This window comes from Caulobacter sp. GW821-FHT10E02, assembly GCF_059415225.1.
Genome location: NZ_JBWKMV010000002.1, coordinates 976,258 through 991,978, shown reverse-complemented (window position 1 = coordinate 991,978; position 15,721 = coordinate 976,258). Strand labels below are relative to the sequence as shown.

Sequence of the window (15,721 nt, the reverse complement as noted above, 5' to 3'; positions counted from 1 at the left end):
TTCTTCAATCCTGACGGTCGAAACCTAGAGCGGAATTCACGGCGACGTGAGCCCTTAGTTTCAGGGGTTGTGTCTTCAACGCGATGATTCTGGAGATTTCTGGGCCGATTGGGGCTCAAACATGCCCCTTGGTCCCGAGATAGCGGTCGAGCGCCGTCGACCAGTCCGGCATCGGACGACCGATCGCGGCGACCAACTTGGCGTTCGACAGAACGCTGTAGGGCGGCCGGCGGGCGGGGGTCGGGAACTGGCGGGTCGGGATCGGGACGACCTCGGCGGCGACGCCGGCCTTGGCGATGATCGCTTCCGCGAATTCGCACCAGCTGGCCACGCCCGAATTGACGACGTGATAGTCGCCCGCCGGGGCCTTGGCGGCGATCAGGTCGAGGATGGCCTCGCCGGCGTCCAGGCTGGCGGTCGGCGACATCACCTGGTCGGCGACGACGGTCAGGCGGCCGCGCTCCTTGCCGAACTTCAGCATGGTCTCGACGAAGTTGCCGCCCTTACCGCTGGCCCCGGCCACGCCGAACAGCGAGGCGACGCGAGCGACGATGACGTCGTCATGCTCAAGCTTCGCCAGGTCCTCGCCCAGGGCCTTGGTCGCGCCATAGACATTGACCGGCGCGCGGCCGACGGCCTCGGTCAGGGGCTCACGCTGGGCCTGGCCGCCATAGACATAGTCGGTCGAGACCTGCACCAACCGCGCGCCCTTGGCGGCGCAGGCCCTGGCCAGGCGGCCGGCGAAGTGGGCGTTGATGGCCACGGCGGGCGCCGGATCGGTCTCGCAGGCGTCGACCTTGGTGACGGCCACGCAGTTGATGGCGACGTCGAAGTCCAGGCTTTCGAAGCCCGCCGCCGGATCGGCCGCGTCCACCTGGGCGCGGGTCACGGCTGTCAGGTCCAGGCCGCGCTGGGCGGCGAGCACGACGAGGTCCGACCCCAGCTGGCCGTTGGCGCCGAAGAGGGCGATACGCATCAGGCGGTCTTCAGTCCCAGACGCTGGCCGGCATAGCGCTCGCGCAGCGGGGCCCACCAGGCCTCGTTGTCGAGGTACCACTGGATGGTCTTGCGCAGGCCGGTGTCGAAGGTTTCTTGCGCCTGCCAGCCCAGCTCGGTCTCCAGCTTGGTGGCGTCGATGGCGTAGCGGGCGTCGTGACCCGGGCGGTCGGCGACGAAGGTGATCAGGTCGCGGCGGCGCTGGCCGGCGATCGGGCGCAGTTCGTCCAGCACGTCGCAGATCGTCTCGACGACCTGGAGATTGGTCCGCTCGTTGCGGCCGCCCACATTGTAGCTCTCGCCGGGGACGCCCTTGGTGGCGATCAGGTGCAGGGCGCGGGCATGGTCCTCGACGTGCAGCCAGTCGCGGACATTGTCGCCCTTGCCGTAGACCGGCAGCGGCTTGCCTTCGAGGGCGTTCAGCGTGACCAGCGGGATCAGCTTCTCGGGGAAGTGATAGGGCCCGTAGTTGTTCGAGCAGTTGGAGACCACCACCGGCAGGCCGTAGGTGTGATGCCAGGCGCGGGCCAGGTGATCGGACGAGGCCTTCGAGGCCGAATAGGGCGAGCGCGGATCGTAGGGCGTGGTCTCGCTGAACAGCCCTTCGGCGCCCAGGCTGCCGAACACCTCGTCGGTCGAGATGTGGTGGAAGCGGAAAGCCTCCTTCTCGGCGCCTTCGAAGCCCTGCCAGTGCTCCAGCGCGGCTTGCAGCATCACATACGTGCCGACGATGTTGGTCTGGACGAAGTCGCCGGGGCCGGTGATCGAACGGTCGACGTGGCTCTCGGCGGCCAGGTGCATGACCACGTTGGGGCGGAACGCCTTGATTGTGGCCGAGACCGCCGCGGCATCGGCCACGTCGCCCTGCACGAACTGGTAGTCGGCCTTGCCCTCCAGCATGGCCAGGCTGGCCGGCGAGGCGGCGTAGGTCAGCTTGTCATAGTTGAGGATCGCGACGTCGTTCTGGCCGGCCAGATGGCGGCACACGGCCGAGCCGATGAAGCCCGACCCGCCGGTCACCATCACGCGAAGATTCTGCTGCGACATACGCTGAAAAGCTCTCGGACGTCGGGGAAGAGCCCCCTACTCCAGTTTTTAGTGTACGCGCAACAGCCAGGGTCGAAACCTGGGTACGTGACCCTTAATCCGTGAAGACCACGGTCTTGCGACCATTGAGCAGCACCCGGTCCTCCAGGCGGTAGCGCAGGGCGCGCGCCAGGACGCGGCGCTCGATGTCGCGGCCCTTGCGGACCAGGTCTTCCGGCGTGTCGCGGTGGCTGATGCGCTCGACGTCCTGCTCGATGATCGGACCTTCGTCGAGGTCGCCGGTCACATAGTGGGCCGAGGCGCCGATCAGCTTCACGCCGCGCGCATGGGCCTGGTGGTAGGGCTTGGCGCCCTTGAAGCCCGGCAGGAACGAGTGGTGGATGTTGATGCAGCGGCCTTGCAGCTTGGCCGACAGGCCGTCCGACAGCACCTGCATGTAGCGGGCGAGGACGACGATGTCGGTCTTGCTCTCCTGGATCAGCTTCCAGAGCTCGGCTTCCTGCTCGAACTTGGTCTCCTTGGTCACCGGCATGTGGTGGAAGGCCAGGCCCGACAGGTCGATATGCTCGTAGGTTTGCGCCGGGTGATTGGAGACCACCCCGACGATGTCCATCGGCAGCTCGCCGATCCTCCAGCGATAGACGAGGTCGGCCAGGCAGTGGTCGAACTTGCTGGCCAGCAGCAGCACGCGATAGCGCTCGGCGCGGTCGCGTAGCGTCCACTTCATCTTGAAGGCGTTGGCCAAGGTCGCGAACGCCTCGCGCAGCTCGGCGCGATCCGCGCCATCGGCGTCGAACACCACGCGCATGAAGAACTGACCGGTCTCCTGGTCGTCGAACTGCTGGGCGTCGAGGATGTTGCAGCCGCGCTCGAAGAGGAAGGCGGACACCTTGGCGACGATGCCGCGCTGGTCGGGGCAGGAGAGGGTCAGGATCATGGTCAGCTCCCTCTAGAGAACTGTATCGCCGAAGAAAAGCGGCTGAACGCGTCAGGCGAGGCTGATTTTCCTCGGGCGACGGGAGTTTTCCTAAACCTGCGGCACGGCCATGCCCCGCTGGACGGCCGGACGGTCGCCCACCGCCTTCAGCCAGGCCTCGACCGCCGGGACGCCCGGTTCGCGGTCCGGCTCGGCCTTGGCCATCCCCTCCAGGATCGACTTGGTCCAGGCGTAGCTGGCGATGTCGGCGATCGAGAAGTGCTCGCCGGCTAGCCAAGGGTGGTCGTTCAGCCGCCGGTCCATCACGCCCAGCAGGCGCGTGACCTCGTCGCCGAAGCGGTCGATGGCGGCCGGTACCTTCTCCTTGGCCCGCAAGGCGAAATAGCCGTACTGGCCGCCCATGGGACCCAGCCCACCGACCTGCCAGAAGGTCCATTCCAGCGCCGCCCAGCGCTCGGGACCGCTCGGGACCAGCAACTTGCCGGTCTTCTCGGCCAGATACATCAGGATCGCGCCGCTCTCGAACACCGTCTGCGGGCCACCCGGCGCGTCGTGATCGACGATGGCCGGGATCTTGTTGTTGGGCGAGATGGCCAGGAACTTCGGGTCGAACTGCTCGTCCTTGCCGATGTTCACCGGGTGGACCCGGTACGGCAGGCCGATCTCCTCCAGCATGATCGAGGCCTTGCGGCCGTTGGGCGTGGTCCAGGTGTAGAGGTCGATCATGGTGGCGTTCCCTGCTCGCTTTTGGGATCAACAACGCGCGGCCTGGCGATCTTGCTGCGCGCGGGTAGGCGGCGACCGGAGAAGCGGTCTAGGCTCTGATCATGGTTTCCTCATCCGAAGTCTTGTCTGAACTCGCCGTCGACATCCTGGCCAAGCTGGTGGCGTTCGACACCACCTCGCGCCGCTCGAACCTGGAGCTGATCCAGTGGGTCGAGGCCTATCTGGCCGACCTCCAGGTGCCGACCCGCCGGGTGCCCAACGCCGACGGGACCAAGTCGAACCTGATGGCCACCATCGGCCCGGCGGTCGAGGGCGGGGTCGTGCTGTCGGGCCATACCGACGTGGTGCCGGTCGACGGCCAGCCTTGGTCCAGCGATCCGTGGGTGCTGACCGAGCGGGATGGCCGGCTCTACGGTCGCGGGACCTGCGACATGAAGGGCTTCCTGGCGTTGGCCCTGGCCGCCGCGCCTGACCTGGCCAAGGCGACGCTGAACAAGCCGGTGCACCTGGCCTTCTCCTATGACGAGGAGGTCGGCTGCCTGGGCGCGCCCGACATGATCGCGGTCATCGCCACCGAGCTGCCCCGCCCGGCCCTCGTGGTGGTCGGTGAGCCCACCGACATGGTCGCCGTGCGCGGCCACAAGGGCATCGCCACCTTCACGGTCACGGTCACCGGCCGCGAGGCCCATTCCAGCCTCACCCACCTGGGCGTCTCGGCCAATACGGTCGCGATCAAGCTGATGGCGATGCTGGTCGCGCTGTCGGAAAAGCTGGAGCGCGAGGCCGACCCCGCCTCACCGTTCACGCCCAAGGGCGCGACCCTGACGGTCGGCATGGTCCATGGCGGCACGGCCGGCAACATCCTGGCTCGCGAGTGCAAGTTCCTGTTCGATCTGCGCACGCCGGCCGGCCAGGATCCGATGACGATCTTGGCCGAGTTCTTCGCCGCCGCCGAGGCGATGGACGCCGAGATCAAGGCCAAGGCCCCCGAAGGCGGCGTCAAGGTCGAGCGCCGCTCGCTGACCCCTGCCTTCGCGCCGGAAGAGGACGGCGTCGCCGAGACCTTCGCCCGCAAGTTGGCCGGCGACAACGGTCCCGCGCGGGTGGTGCCCTATGCGGCCGAGGCCGGACAGTTCCAGGGCGCGGGCTTCTCGACCGTGATCTGCGGCCCAGGCTCGATCGACCAGGCGCACCAGCCAGATGAGTATGTCGAGGTCAGCCAGATGCAGCGCGGGGCCGCGTTCATGCGCCGGCTGATCGAGGACCTTTCCAGCGCCGGATAACGAACCGGCGGCCGACGAACGCCGCCGGGTCGATGGACATCACCCGCAGGATCGCGGCCGGCGAGGCCTTGCGCTTGGCCTGGATCGCACGGCGGTCGGCGAACACCTGGTCCAGGTCCTCGCGCTTCAACGCCGCCTTGATGCCTCGGATCGCCGGCGCGACGTCGCCACGTCGCCAATGCAGCAGCAAAAGCCCAGCCGTCACCGCCACATGCAACGGCAGGGTCACCGGGAACAGCCAGCCCGGCGTGTTCTTGACGAAGGTCCAGATGCGGTTGCGCGAGCCATGGAAGATCGAGAAGTCCGACCGCACGCCGGTGCTGGCCGAGCCGACGTGAGCGACCTTGGCCTTGGGCAACAGCAGGGTCGGATAGTCGTAGAGCCGCAGGCGGTAGCCCAGATCGACGTCCTCGCAGTAGCAGAAGTACCGCTCGTCGAAGCCGCCGACCTCCAGGAACAGCTCCCGGTCGACCAGCATGGCCGCGCCGCAGGCCGAGAACACCTCGCCCTCGGGTAGGACCGCCGGTTCGCGGCGGCCATACCCGCCTCGGAATGGTATGCCGGCGCTGGTGACGTTGTCGCCGGCCCCGTCCAGCAGGCCCGGCCGGTCGGCCGACAGCTGCAAGGACGCGAAGCTCTTCACCGTCGAGTGGCGAAGGGCGCCGGCCATCAGTTCGGCCAGCCACTCGGGCTCGGCATAGGCGTCGGGATTGAGCAAAACCAGCCAGCGGCCCTTGGCCCGCCGGGCCGCGAAGTTGTTGCCGGCCGCGAAGCCCAGATTGGCGCCCGCCTCGACGAAATCGACCCACGGATGGGCCTTGGCCGCCGCCTGCGGCGCGCCGTCTGTCGAGGCGTTGTCGATCAGGATCGTCTCGAAGTCGCGGAAGGTCTGGGCCGCCAGCCTTTCCAGGCAGGGCTCCAGGGTCGGACCGCTCTGATACGAGACGATGATTACCGTGACAGCCGGCGCGGGGTTGTTTTCGGAGGCTTCAGGCGGCATCGGTGGCCGGTTCGTTTCTCAAGGCAAATCACGCGTCATGAAGATCACGCCGCTGGCGATCCCCGAAGTGCTGCTTATCACGCCCGCGCGCCATGGCGATGAGCGTGGCTGGTTTTCCGAGACCTTCCGCCAGTCGGCGCTGGAGGAAGCTGGATTTAAGGCCGCGTTCGTCCAGGACAACCATGTCCGCTCCACGACGCGCGGCATCCAGCGCGGCCTACACTACCAGAAGCCGCCCCACGCCCAGGACAAGCTGCTGCGCTGCGTGGTCGGGGCGATCTTCGACGTCGCGGTCGATATCCGCAAAGGCTCGCCGACCTACGGCCAGTGGGTCGGGGCCGAGCTGTCGGCCGAGAACCGCCAGCAACTGCTAGTGCCCAAGGGCTTCGCCCACGGCTACGTCACCCTGACCGACGCCTGCGAAGTGCTCTACAAGGTCACCGGCTACTACGCCCCGGCCGCCGAGGGCGCGGTGCGCTGGAGCGACCCGGCCATCGGCATCGACTGGCCGGTGCCGGTCTCGGAGATCACCGCCAACGACCGCGACAACGCAGCCCCGCTACTGAGCGAGATCGAGTCGCCCTTCACGTACGAGGCCTGACCCAATGAGCTTCACCGACTTCTTCTGGACCTCGCACGAAGGCTTGCCGCTGCACGCCCGCGACTACGCCCCCGTCGGTGAAGCCACGAAGCTGCCGGTGATCTGCATCCACGGCCTGACCCGCAACGCCCGTGACTTCGAGGACTTGGCCCCGAAGATCGCCGCAACAGGCCGCCGCGTGCTGGCGGTCGACGTGCGCGGCCGAGGTCTGTCGGCGCGCGATCCGAACCCGATGAACTACCATCCGGGGACCTACGCCGCCGATGTCGTCTCGCTGCTCCAGGCCGCCCGGATCGACAAGGCGGTGTTCGTCGGCACCAGCATGGGCGGGCTGATCACCCTGGTGCTGACCTCGATCATGCCCCAGGCGATCGCGGCGGCGGTGTTGAACGATGTCGGCCCCGAGCTGTCGCCCGTCGGCCTGGCCCGCATAGCCGGCTATACCGGTATGGCCAGCCGGTTCGAGACCTGGGACGCCGCCGTCGCCTACGCCAAGGCGATCAACGAGGCCGCCTTCCCAAGCTACGGCCCCGAGGACTGGGACGCCTTCGCCCGCCGCCTGTTCGATGGGGCCGACGGCGCGTTCGTCCTGGCCTACGACCCCGACATCGCCGCCCCGATCAAGGCCGCCGCCGAAGCCGCCGCTAAATCCCAGGCCGAAGGCGGCGCCGCGCTGGCCCCGCCCGACATGTACCCGCTGTTCCGGGCCCTGGCGAAGGACCGCCCGCTGCTGCTGGTGCGCGGTGGGATCTCCGACCTGATCGACCCCGCCATCGCCGAGCGCATGCAGGCCGCCGCGCCTCACATGGCCTATGCCGAGGTCCCCGGCGTCGGCCACGCCCCGATGCTGACCGAACCGGAAGCCTGGGCGGCGATAGAAAACCTGCTGGAGGTCGCGCCCTAAAGGGGTGTGCCCGGACGGTGCGGCCGTGTTAGAGCCCCGGCGAGTTCTCGTGCTGGAGCACCTATGACCCTCGACCTCGCCGCCATCCAAGCCGCCGCCGGCCGCCTGAAGGGTCAGATCGAGCGCACGCCGTGCCGCCACTCCAAGACGCTGTCGAAGATTACCGGCGCCGAGGTGTGGGTGAAGTTCGAGAACCTGCAGTTCACCGCCGCCTACAAGGAGCGCGGCGCGCTCAACAAGCTGATGCTGCTCTCGGACGCCGAGAAGGCCAAGGGCGTCATCGCCGCCAGCGCCGGCAACCACGCCCAGGGCCTCGCCTACCACGCCGCCCGCCTGGGCGTGCCGGTCACCATCGTCATGCCCAAGACCACGCCCTTCGTGAAGGTGCAGCACACTCGCGACTTCGGCGCGACCGTGGTCATCGAGGGTGAGACCTATGACGACGCCAACGCCCACGCCCGCAAGCTGCGCGAAGAGCAGGGCCTGACCTTCGTCCATCCGTTCGACGACTACGACATCATGGCCGGCCAGGGCACGATCGCCCTGGAAATGCTGGAAGACGTGCCGGACCTGGAAGTGCTGCCCGTGCCGATCGGCGGCGGCGGCCTGATCAGCGGCGTGGCCACCGCGGCCAAGGCGATCAAACCCGACATTCACATCATCGGCTGCGAGCCGGCGATGTATCCGTCGTTCACCGCCAAGATGCGCGGCATCACCGCCCATTGCGGCGGCCAGACGATCGCCGAAGGCGTGGCGGTCAAGACAGTCGGCGAGCTGACCTATGGCGTCGCCCGCCCGCTGATCGACGATGTGCTGCTGCTGGAAGAGCCGCACATCGAACAGGCCGTGGCGCTGTACTGCAATGTCGAGAAGACCATTGCCGAGGGCGCGGGCGCGGCCTCGCTGGCGGCGCTGCTGGCCTATCCGGAACGCTTCCGGGGCAAGAAGTGCGGCCTGATCCTGTGCGGCGGCAATATCGACACCCGCCTGCTGGCCTCGGTGCTGACCCGCGAACTGGTCCGCGCCCAGCGCCTGATCAGCCTGCGGATCATCGGCGACGACCGTCCGGGCCTGCTGTCGACCGTGGCCCACGAGATCGGCGCGATGGGCGCCAACATCATCGAGGTCAACCACAACCGCCTGGCCCTGGACGTCCCCGCCAAGGGCGCGGAGTTCGACATCACCATCGAGACCCGCGACGCCCAGCACACGCAAGACGTCATGAACGCCCTGCGCGATAAGGGTTACCCGCCGCGGGTCGTCTAAAGCGGGTTATTCCTTAGGCTTGCCCGGGCCCAGGCGGTTCACGCCCAGGAGTTCGATGCGGAAGATCATCACGCTGTTGGCCGGGATCGGGCCCTTGTCCTGCGCGCCATAGCCCAGGGCCGGCGGCACGTAGAGCATCCACTCGTCGCCGGCCTTCATGCGCTGCAGGGCGATGACCCAGGCCGGCACCAGGCCGTCCAGCGGGAACACCGCCGGCACGCCGCGCTCGTAGCTCGAGTCGAACACCGTGCCGTCCAGCAGCTTGCCTTCGTAGTGGACCTTGACCTCGTCGGCCTTGGTCGGATGCATGCCGCCGTTCGCCCCCTCGCGCACCACCTTGTACTGCAGGCCTTCCGGCAGGGTGACGACGCCGGGCTCCTTGGCGTTCTTGGCCATGAAGTCGTCGGCGACGGTCAGGTTCTCCTGCGCCTTCTTGCTGGGTCCACAGGCGGCCAGGACGAGACCGGCGGCGGCGAGGGTGGCGAAGACAGCGCGGCGATGCATGGGAAGAACCTCGAACGATCAGGTCACCCAGCTAACACGGACCGCCCGGAAATCCATCTCCGTACCCGCATCATCAAGACTTGGCCGAGATTTCACGGAACAGTGGTGGCTTTCGCCCGCTGCCCCTCCTAGAAACAGCCTCCCAAACACCAGACGAGTTGCTCATGAAACCCGTTCGTAAAGCCGTCCTTCCCGTCGCCGGCTTTGGCACCCGCGTGCTGCCCGGCACCAAGACCACCCCGAAGGAACTGCTGAACGTCGTCGACCGGCCGATCCTGTCCTACATCATCGCCGAAGGCCGCGCGGCGGGCATCGAGCACTTCGTCTTCGTGACCGGCCGCAACAAGGGCGCGATCGAGGACTATTTCGACCACCAGGTCGAGCTGGAAGCCGCCTTGGCCGCCAAGGGCAAGACCGCCCTGCTCGACGAGCTGCTGGCCGAACTGCCCAAGCCGGGCGAGATGAGCTTCGTGCGCCAGATGGCCCCCCTGGGCCTGGGTCACGCGGTGTGGTGCGCCCGCGACATCATCGGCGACGAGCCCTTCGCCGTCATGCTGCCCGACATGGTCATGCACGCCCAGAAGTCCGCCCTTGCCCAGGCTATCGAGGCCTATGACCAGGTCGGCGGCAACATCGTCGTGGTCGAGCCCTGCCCCGAGGGCCAGGCCCACCAGTACGGCATCGTCGCCTTGGACGGCCAGGACGGCCGCCTGAACCGCATGACCGGCATGGTCGAGAAGCCGCCGAAGGGCACCGAGCCGTCGAACCTGTTCATCAGCGGCCGCTACATCCTGCAGCCCGAGATCTTCGACCTGCTGGCCAGCCAGGAAAAGGGCGCCGGCAACGAGATCCAGCTGACGGACTCGATGCTGAAGCTGCTGACCAGCCAGGACTTCCACGCCCTGGAATACGAAGGCGTCACCTACGACTGCGGCGACAAGATCGGCCTGCTGCGGGCCAATGTCGCCCTGGCCCTGGCCAATCCGGAGCTGGGCGTCGCCGCCCGCGCCGCCATCGAAGACCTGCTGAAGTAGGCCTCTAGGCCCACTCGGCCAGCACCTCGGGATCGTCCTCGGCGCGCTTCAGCGCCGAGGCGCCCTCCCCCAGCAGACGTCGCGCGGCCCATGCGGCCGCGCCGCGCACGACGGGCGCGGGGTCGGCCAGTAGCGGCTCGACCACCGCCATCAGCGCCGCATCGCCGCTGTTGCCGATCGCGTAGAGCACGTTGCGCACGAAGCGATCGCGGCCGATCCGCTTGATCGGGTTCTTCGAGAACAAAGCCCGGAATTCGGCGTCATCCAGCACCGCCAGTTCGGCCAGGGTCGGCTGGCGCAGCTCCTGGCGCGCCTGCAGCTTGGCCTCACTCGATAGCGACGCGAACTTGTTCCACGGGCAGACCGCCAGGCAGTCGTCGCAGCCATAGATCCGGTTGCCCAGCGCCGGCCGGAACTCGGCCGGGATCGGACCGGCCAGTTCGATCGTCAGGTACGAAATGCACCGCCGCGCATCCAGCTGGCGCGGAGCCGGGAAGGCCTTCGTCGGGCAGATGTCCAGGCAGGCGCTGCACCGGCCGCAGTGATCGACCTCGGCCTCGTCGGGCGGCAAGTCCAGAGTGGTCAGCACGCTGCCCAGGAACAGCCACGAGCCGAACTGGCGCGAAACCAGGTTGGTGTGCTTGCCCTGCCAGCCAAGACCCGCGCGCTGCGCCAGCGGCTTCTCCATCAGCGGCGCGGTGTCGACGAACACCTTCACGTCCTCGCCGAACCGGCGGTGCATCCAGCCGGCCAGCAGCTTCAGGCGCTTCTTGATGACGTCGTGATAGTCGTCGCCCTGGGCGTAGACCGAGATGGCCGCGTGGTCGCCGCGCGCCAGTTGCTCCAGCGGATCGATGTCGGGGCCGTAGTTGACGCCCAGCACCACCGCCGACTTGGCGTCGGTCCACATGGCGGTGGGGTGGGAACGCCGTTCCAGCGTCTCTTCCATCCAGCCCATGTCGCCGTGGCGCTCGGCCTCGACGAAGGCTTTCAGCCACTCGCCATTGGGCCAGGCTGCCGCCGCGTCGGCGAAGCCGCAGGTCGAGAACCCTAGCTTCAGGGCCTCGGCGCGGATCTCGTCCTTGATGCCTTGAGGCGTCAGCTCAGAAGTCGAGGTCGTCATAGTGCGCGGCCGGCGCGAGGCCGGGCCAGCGGTCGGCCAGGATCGGACGGAAGGCCGGCCTCGACTTCAGCTTCATGTACCAGGTCTTGGCGGTCTGGAAGTCCTTCCAGGGCACGTCGCCGAAATAGTCGATCACCGACAGGTGCGCGGCGGCGGCGAAGTCGGCGAGACTCATGCGGCGACCGGCCAGCCAGTCGCGGGTCTGCAAGAGGCCGTCGATATAGCCGAGGTGCATCTTCAAGGCCTCGCGGCCCTGGCGCAGGGCAGCCAGGTCCGGCGCGCCCATCCGCAGCAGCCGCTTCTCCATCTTCTCGTGCAGGAGGAAGCCGTTGACCTCGTTGTCGAACTTGCGGTCGAACCACTGCAGCAGGCGGCGGGCCTCGGCGCGTTCGCTGGCGTCTCGGCCCAGCAGGGCCGGCTCGCTCTCGGTCTCTTCGATATGCTCGAGGATGGCCCGGGTCTCGCAGACGACGAGGTTGCGCTGATGGCGGGTCTCGACCAGCACCGGCGGCATGCCCGACGGGTTCAGCGAGGTGAACTCCTGCGGCATTTCCCAGTAGCGGACCTGCACCTCGAGGAACGGCAGCCGCTTCTCGCCCAGCGCCAGACGCACCTGTCGCGAGGCGGGATCAAGCGGGAAATGGTGAAGGGTGCGTTCGACGCTCATGCCCAGGTGCGCTCAGGCTGCATCGAAAGAGCGATGCGCCGCTTTGCTTAACAAGAGATTGCCGAACGGGGTTTACCCAAGAAAAGCAGGCCTTTGTGCGGCGCTTTTGTTGGGGATCAGCTGTTCATGCGAGCAATCAGGTTCGTGGTGCTCTGGCCTTGCTTAAGCTCCGCCAGGACGACCTTGCCGCCATAGCCCAGCACGATGTCCGACCCGACCACCGTCTCGATCGTGTAGTCGGCGCCCTTGACCAGCACGTCGGGGTGGAAGGCCTTGATCAACTCCAGCGGCGTCTCTTCGCCAAACAGCACCACCAGGTCGACCGACGACAGCGAAGCCAGCACCGTGGCGCGGCCGCTTTCCTTCTGCACCGGACGGGTCGGCCCCTTCAGCTTGGAGACCGAGGCGTCGGTGTTGAGGCCGACGATCAGCCGGTCGCAGGCGGCCTTGGCCTGGCTGAGCAGCGAGACATGGCCGGGGTGGAGGAGGTCGAAGCAGCCGTTGGTGAAGCCGACCTTCAGGCCGCGCGCCCGCCAGCCCTCGACGATCGCCTTGGCCTGCTCGCGGTCGGCGATCTTGATCTCGCCCGGCTCGCCCTGGGCCGAGACCGCGACAGCGGTCAGTTCGGCGGCGGTGACGACGTCGGTGCCCAGCTTGGCCACCACCAGGCCGCCGGCCAGGTTGGCCAGATGCGCGGCGTCGGCGAGGCTCGCGCCCGCCGCCACGGCCAGGGCCAGGGTCGCGGCCACGGTGTCGCCGGCGCCGGAGACGTCGAACACCTCGATGGCCGTGGCGGGCAGGTGAACGTGGGGCTGGCCGCGCACCGACAGGGTCATGCCGGCCCCGCCGCGGGTGATCAGGGCCGCGTCCAGGCCCGGGGCCATGGCCAGGATCGCCGCGCCGGCGTCCTCGGAGGCTTCGTCGGTATTGTCGGTGACGCCCGTGGCCTCGGCGGCCTCCTTGCGGTTGGGCTTGATCAGGGTCGCGCCGTCATAGCGGGCGAAGTCGCGGCTCTTGGGGTCGACGATCACCGGCTTGCCGGCGGCGCGGGCGGCGTCGATCGCGCCGCGCACGACCTCGACCGTCAGCACGCCCTTGGCGTAGTCCGACAGCACCACGACATCGGCGGCGGCCAGATGCGTCTTGAAGGCGGCCAGCAGCGTGGCGGCGTCGCCGGGACCCCGGTCCTCGCGATCGACGCGCAGCATCTGGTGCGAGCCGGAGATGTAGCGGACCTTTTCTGTGGTGCGGCGCTGGGGATCGGCGACCAGCTCGGCCTCCAGGCCCGGCTCGGCGTCGATCATGCCGCGCAGGGCCGCGCCGGCGTCGTCCTTGCCGACCAAGCCGATCAGCACCGCCTTGGCGCCGAGGGCGGCGACGTTGCGGGCGACATTGCCCGCCCCACCCAGCATGGCGGTCTCCTTCTCGACCGCGATCACCGGCACCGGCGCCTCGGGCGAGATGCGATCGACCGCGCCATAGATGAAGCGGTCCAGCATCACGTCGCCGAGGACCAGCACGGTCTTGCCGGCGAAGGCGCGGGGGAGATGGGAGAGGGCGTCGTCCATAAGGCTTCCGTACTCTCACACGCTCTGGGAACTCAACCCTCGACGGATTGGGCGAACAGGCCGCCGTGCGGTTCGGCCTTACCGCGCGGGTCCGGGTGGATCAGGATATCGGCCGCCGGGAAGGCTTCCAGCAGGCGGTTCTCGGCCTCGACCATGATGGTGTGGGCCTCGGCCAGCGAGATTTCGGCGGCCAGGTCCGCGTGCATCTGCATGTGGATGTAGGGACCGGACGCCCGTGTCCGCAGCTGGTGGACGCCCAGGATGCGCGGGTCGGCGGTCGCCAGGGTCAGGATCTTGGCGCGGTCCTCCTCAGGCAGCTCGTGGTCCAGCAGCTGGTTCGAGGCGTCGCGGAACACGCCGATCGCCCCCCAGATCAGCCACAGCGCCACGACCAGGCCCGCCGCCGCGTCGACCCAGGACAGGCCCAGCCACGACGCCGCCGCCACCCCGACCAGCGCCACGGCGTTGGAGCCCAGGTCGGCGGCGTAATGCGCGCGGTCGCCGGCGATGGCGATCGAGCCGCTGGCCTTCAGCACCCGGCTCTGGGCAGTGATCAGGGCCAGGGTCAGGACGATCGAGACGATCATCACGATCACCCCGGCCAAGCCATGCTCGACCGGACGCGGATGGAGGAAGGCGTTGAACGCCTCGCGACCGATCAGCGCCCCGGAGGCGAAGACCAGACCACCCTGCATCAGGCTGGAAAAGGCCTCGGCCTTGCCGTGCCCGAAGCGGTGCTCGGCGTCCGGCGGCTCGGCGGCGTAGCGGACGGCGAACAGGGTGATCAGCGAGGCGACCAGGTCCAGCGCCGAGTCCGACAGCGAAGCCAGGATGGCCACGCTGTCGCTGGCCCGCCAAGCGATCGCCTTGACGATGATCAGCACGGTGGCCGTCGCCACGGACAGCAGCGCGACGTTGCGGGTGGCCTTCGGATCGGCGGCGGCGGACAGGGACATGTCCCTATCTACCGCAAGACTAAGCCGCCGCGCGAGCCTCCGGTCCGACATAGACCGACTGCGGCCGGATCAGGCGCCCGCCGGCCAGCTGCTCGCGGGCGTGGGCCAGCCAGCCGGACACGCGGCCCATGGCGAAGACGCAGGTGAAGCTGGACGGCGGCAGGCCCAGGGCCTCCAGCAGCAGCGCCGTGTAGAACTCGACATTGGTGTCCAGCGGCCGGTCGGGCTTGTGCTCGCGCAGGATCTCCAGCGCCGCCTGCTCGACGGCCTCGGCGAAGGCGACGCGGCCGGGCAGGCTCGGCGAAGCGCCGGCTAGCTTGCGCACGGCCGCCTTCAGGGCGTCGGCGCGCGGGTCGCGAACGCGGTAGATGCGGTGGCCGAAGCCCATCAGCCGGTCGCCGCGCGCCAAGGCCTTCTCCAGCCAGGGCCGAGCGTTTTCCGGCGTGCCGATCTCGTCCAGCATCTCGATCACCGGCCCCGGCGCACCGCCGTGCAGCGGGCCTTTCAGGGCCGACAGCCCGGCCAGCACCGCCGAAGTCAAGCCCGCGCGGGTCGAGGCCACCACGCGAGCGGCGAAGGTCGAGGCGTTGAGGCCGTGGTCGCAGACCGTGACCAGATAGGCGTCCAGCGCAGCGGCTTCGGCGTCGGTAGCGGGCGTCCCGCGCGTCATCCGCAGGATGTCGGCGGCGTGCGACAGGGCGGGATCAGGCGCGACCGGGCTCTCGCCCTTGGCCACGCGCAGCACGGCGGGGGTGAAGACGGCCGGGGCGGCGATCAACAGCAGGGCGGTCGGCAGATCGTCACCGTCCGGCAGGCGGGCCAGCAAGGCGCGCATGGCCTCGACCGGATCGCGGCGGGCCAGGCCCTCATCCAGGGCGGCGACCTCGGTGAAGGCGCGGACCCGGGCTTCGCCCAGGGCCGGGGCGAGGTCGGACGGCGCGTCCTCGAAAAAGCCGTCGAACAGCAGGTGCGCGGCCTCCTCGTAGCGGGTGCGGCCCGATAGGTCCTCGACGGCGTAGCCCCGGATCACCAGGCGGCCCCTGGCCCCGTCGACATCGGACAGAACGGTGCGGGCGGCGATGACGCCCTCAAGACCATCGGACATGTGC

The 15,721-nt window shown here is 68.5% G+C and carries 16 protein-coding genes; 5 read left to right on the top strand and 11 right to left on the bottom strand.

What is annotated here, in order from left to right:
* Window positions 1-115: 115 nt before the first annotated feature.
* From rfbD to AC07NI_RS14545, 4 genes are all read right to left on the bottom strand, one after another.
* Entirely contained in the window at window positions 116-976 is an 861-nt protein-coding gene (rfbD, locus tag AC07NI_RS14560; RefSeq protein ID WP_494620240.1) for a dTDP-4-dehydrorhamnose reductase, read from the bottom strand.
* Complete coding sequence (gene rfbB, locus AC07NI_RS14555; protein WP_494620238.1) at window positions 976-2,043, bottom strand: dTDP-glucose 4,6-dehydratase; 1,068 nt, start codon at window positions 2,041-2,043, stop codon at window positions 976-978. Before rfbB ends, rfbD begins: the two co-directional genes overlap by 1 nt.
* A 94-nt stretch (window positions 2,044-2,137) precedes the next feature.
* Window positions 2,138-2,980, bottom strand: a complete 843-nt coding sequence (gene purU / locus AC07NI_RS14550) for a formyltetrahydrofolate deformylase (RefSeq protein WP_494620236.1) — start codon at window positions 2,978-2,980, stop codon at window positions 2,138-2,140.
* 90 nt (window positions 2,981-3,070) lie between these two features.
* A complete protein-coding gene (locus AC07NI_RS14545; RefSeq protein WP_494620234.1) occupies window positions 3,071-3,706 on the bottom strand; it encodes a glutathione S-transferase family protein in 636 nt (211 codons plus the stop codon).
* Window positions 3,707-3,807: 101 nt separating this feature from the next.
* Between AC07NI_RS14545 and argE the strand changes: the two genes are divergently transcribed.
* Window positions 3,808-4,989, top strand: coding sequence for an acetylornithine deacetylase (argE, locus tag AC07NI_RS14540; protein ID WP_494620232.1), 1,182 nt, complete (start codon window positions 3,808-3,810; stop codon window positions 4,987-4,989).
* On the opposite strand, the gene AC07NI_RS14535 is transcribed toward argE, so the two are convergent.
* Entirely contained in the window at window positions 4,949-5,989 is a 1,041-nt protein-coding gene (locus AC07NI_RS14535; protein ID WP_494620230.1) for a glycosyltransferase family 2 protein, read from the bottom strand. The genes argE and AC07NI_RS14535 overlap by 41 nt on opposite strands.
* 37 nt (window positions 5,990-6,026) lie before the next feature.
* Between AC07NI_RS14535 and rfbC the strand changes: the two genes are divergently transcribed.
* The 3 genes from rfbC to AC07NI_RS14520 all read left to right on the top strand — a co-directional run bounded on the left by rfbC (window position 6,027) and on the right by AC07NI_RS14520 (window position 8,760).
* Window positions 6,027-6,590, top strand: a complete 564-nt coding sequence (gene rfbC, locus AC07NI_RS14530; RefSeq protein ID WP_494620228.1) for a dTDP-4-dehydrorhamnose 3,5-epimerase — start codon at window positions 6,027-6,029, stop codon at window positions 6,588-6,590.
* Window positions 6,591-6,594: 4 nt separating this feature from the next.
* Entirely contained in the window at window positions 6,595-7,494 is a 900-nt protein-coding gene (locus AC07NI_RS14525) for an alpha/beta fold hydrolase (protein WP_494620226.1), read from the top strand.
* A 63-nt stretch (window positions 7,495-7,557) separates the two neighbouring features.
* A complete protein-coding gene (locus AC07NI_RS14520; RefSeq protein ID WP_494620224.1) occupies window positions 7,558-8,760 on the top strand; it encodes a threonine ammonia-lyase in 1,203 nt (400 codons plus the stop codon).
* Between the two features lie 6 nt (window positions 8,761-8,766).
* Here AC07NI_RS14520 and bamJ read toward each other — a convergent pair whose 3' ends face one another.
* Complete coding sequence (gene bamJ / locus AC07NI_RS14515) at window positions 8,767-9,264, bottom strand: BamJ family beta-barrel-assembly machinery protein (protein WP_494620222.1); 498 nt, start codon at window positions 9,262-9,264, stop codon at window positions 8,767-8,769.
* Window positions 9,265-9,428: 164 nt separating this feature from the next.
* On the opposite strand from bamJ, the gene AC07NI_RS14510 reads away from it, so the two are divergent.
* The gene (locus AC07NI_RS14510; protein WP_494620220.1) at window positions 9,429-10,298 is read left to right on the top strand and encodes a UTP--glucose-1-phosphate uridylyltransferase; all 870 of its coding nucleotides are present in this window, start codon (window positions 9,429-9,431) and stop codon (window positions 10,296-10,298) included.
* A 4-nt stretch (window positions 10,299-10,302) separates the two neighbouring features.
* On the opposite strand, the gene queG is transcribed toward AC07NI_RS14510, so the two are convergent.
* From queG to AC07NI_RS14485, 5 genes are all read right to left on the bottom strand, one after another.
* The gene (gene queG / locus AC07NI_RS14505) at window positions 10,303-11,421 is read right to left on the bottom strand and encodes a tRNA epoxyqueuosine(34) reductase QueG (protein WP_494620218.1); all 1,119 of its coding nucleotides are present in this window, start codon (window positions 11,419-11,421) and stop codon (window positions 10,303-10,305) included.
* Window positions 11,402-12,088 carry an FtsZ-binding protein FzlA gene (gene fzlA / locus AC07NI_RS14500; protein ID WP_494620216.1) on the bottom strand — a complete coding sequence of 229 codons (687 nt, stop codon included), beginning with the start codon at window positions 12,086-12,088 and terminating at the stop codon, window positions 11,402-11,404. The genes queG and fzlA overlap by 20 nt, the downstream gene beginning before the upstream one ends.
* 116 nt (window positions 12,089-12,204) lie before the next feature.
* Window positions 12,205-13,656: a D-glycero-beta-D-manno-heptose-7-phosphate kinase gene (gene rfaE1 / locus AC07NI_RS14495; protein ID WP_494620214.1), complete on the bottom strand. Its 1,452-nt coding sequence runs from the start codon at window positions 13,654-13,656 to the stop codon at window positions 12,205-12,207.
* Window positions 13,657-13,688: 32 nt separating this feature from the next.
* Window positions 13,689-14,612, bottom strand: a complete 924-nt coding sequence (locus AC07NI_RS14490) for a cation diffusion facilitator family transporter (protein ID WP_494620212.1) — start codon at window positions 14,610-14,612, stop codon at window positions 13,689-13,691.
* Between the two features lie 19 nt (window positions 14,613-14,631).
* A complete protein-coding gene (locus AC07NI_RS14485; protein ID WP_494620210.1) occupies window positions 14,632-15,717 on the bottom strand; it encodes a citrate synthase/methylcitrate synthase in 1,086 nt (361 codons plus the stop codon).
* Between the last annotated feature and the right edge of the window lie 4 nt (window positions 15,718-15,721).

Excerpts from the sequence above, each read along its gene's own strand:
- rfbD (WP_494620240.1), bottom strand. The coding sequence starts at position 976 with ATGCGTATCGCCCTCTTCGGCGCCAACGGCCAGCTGGGGTCGGACCTC.
- rfbB (WP_494620238.1), bottom strand. The coding sequence starts at position 2,043 with ATGTCGCAGCAGAATCTTCGCGTGATGGTGACCGGCGGGTCGGGCTTC.
- purU (WP_494620236.1), bottom strand. The coding sequence starts at position 2,980 with ATGATCCTGACCCTCTCCTGCCCCGACCAGCGCGGCATCGTCGCCAAG.
- AC07NI_RS14545 (WP_494620234.1), bottom strand. The coding sequence starts at position 3,706 with ATGATCGACCTCTACACCTGGACCACGCCCAACGGCCGCAAGGCCTCG.
- argE (WP_494620232.1), top strand. The coding sequence starts at position 3,808 with ATGGTTTCCTCATCCGAAGTCTTGTCTGAACTCGCCGTCGACATCCTG.
- AC07NI_RS14535 (WP_494620230.1), bottom strand. The coding sequence starts at position 5,989 with ATGCCGCCTGAAGCCTCCGAAAACAACCCCGCGCCGGCTGTCACGGTA.
- rfbC (WP_494620228.1), top strand. The coding sequence starts at position 6,027 with ATGAAGATCACGCCGCTGGCGATCCCCGAAGTGCTGCTTATCACGCCC.
- AC07NI_RS14525 (WP_494620226.1), top strand. The coding sequence starts at position 6,595 with ATGAGCTTCACCGACTTCTTCTGGACCTCGCACGAAGGCTTGCCGCTG.
- AC07NI_RS14520 (WP_494620224.1), top strand. The coding sequence starts at position 7,558 with ATGACCCTCGACCTCGCCGCCATCCAAGCCGCCGCCGGCCGCCTGAAG.
- bamJ (WP_494620222.1), bottom strand. The coding sequence starts at position 9,264 with ATGCATCGCCGCGCTGTCTTCGCCACCCTCGCCGCCGCCGGTCTCGTC.
- AC07NI_RS14510 (WP_494620220.1), top strand. The coding sequence starts at position 9,429 with ATGAAACCCGTTCGTAAAGCCGTCCTTCCCGTCGCCGGCTTTGGCACC.
- queG (WP_494620218.1), bottom strand. The coding sequence starts at position 11,421 with ATGACGACCTCGACTTCTGAGCTGACGCCTCAAGGCATCAAGGACGAG.
- fzlA (WP_494620216.1), bottom strand. The coding sequence starts at position 12,088 with ATGAGCGTCGAACGCACCCTTCACCATTTCCCGCTTGATCCCGCCTCG.
- rfaE1 (WP_494620214.1), bottom strand. The coding sequence starts at position 13,656 with ATGGACGACGCCCTCTCCCATCTCCCCCGCGCCTTCGCCGGCAAGACC.
- AC07NI_RS14490 (WP_494620212.1), bottom strand. The coding sequence starts at position 14,612 with ATGTCCCTGTCCGCCGCCGCCGATCCGAAGGCCACCCGCAACGTCGCG.
- AC07NI_RS14485 (WP_494620210.1), bottom strand. The coding sequence starts at position 15,717 with ATGTCCGATGGTCTTGAGGGCGTCATCGCCGCCCGCACCGTTCTGTCC.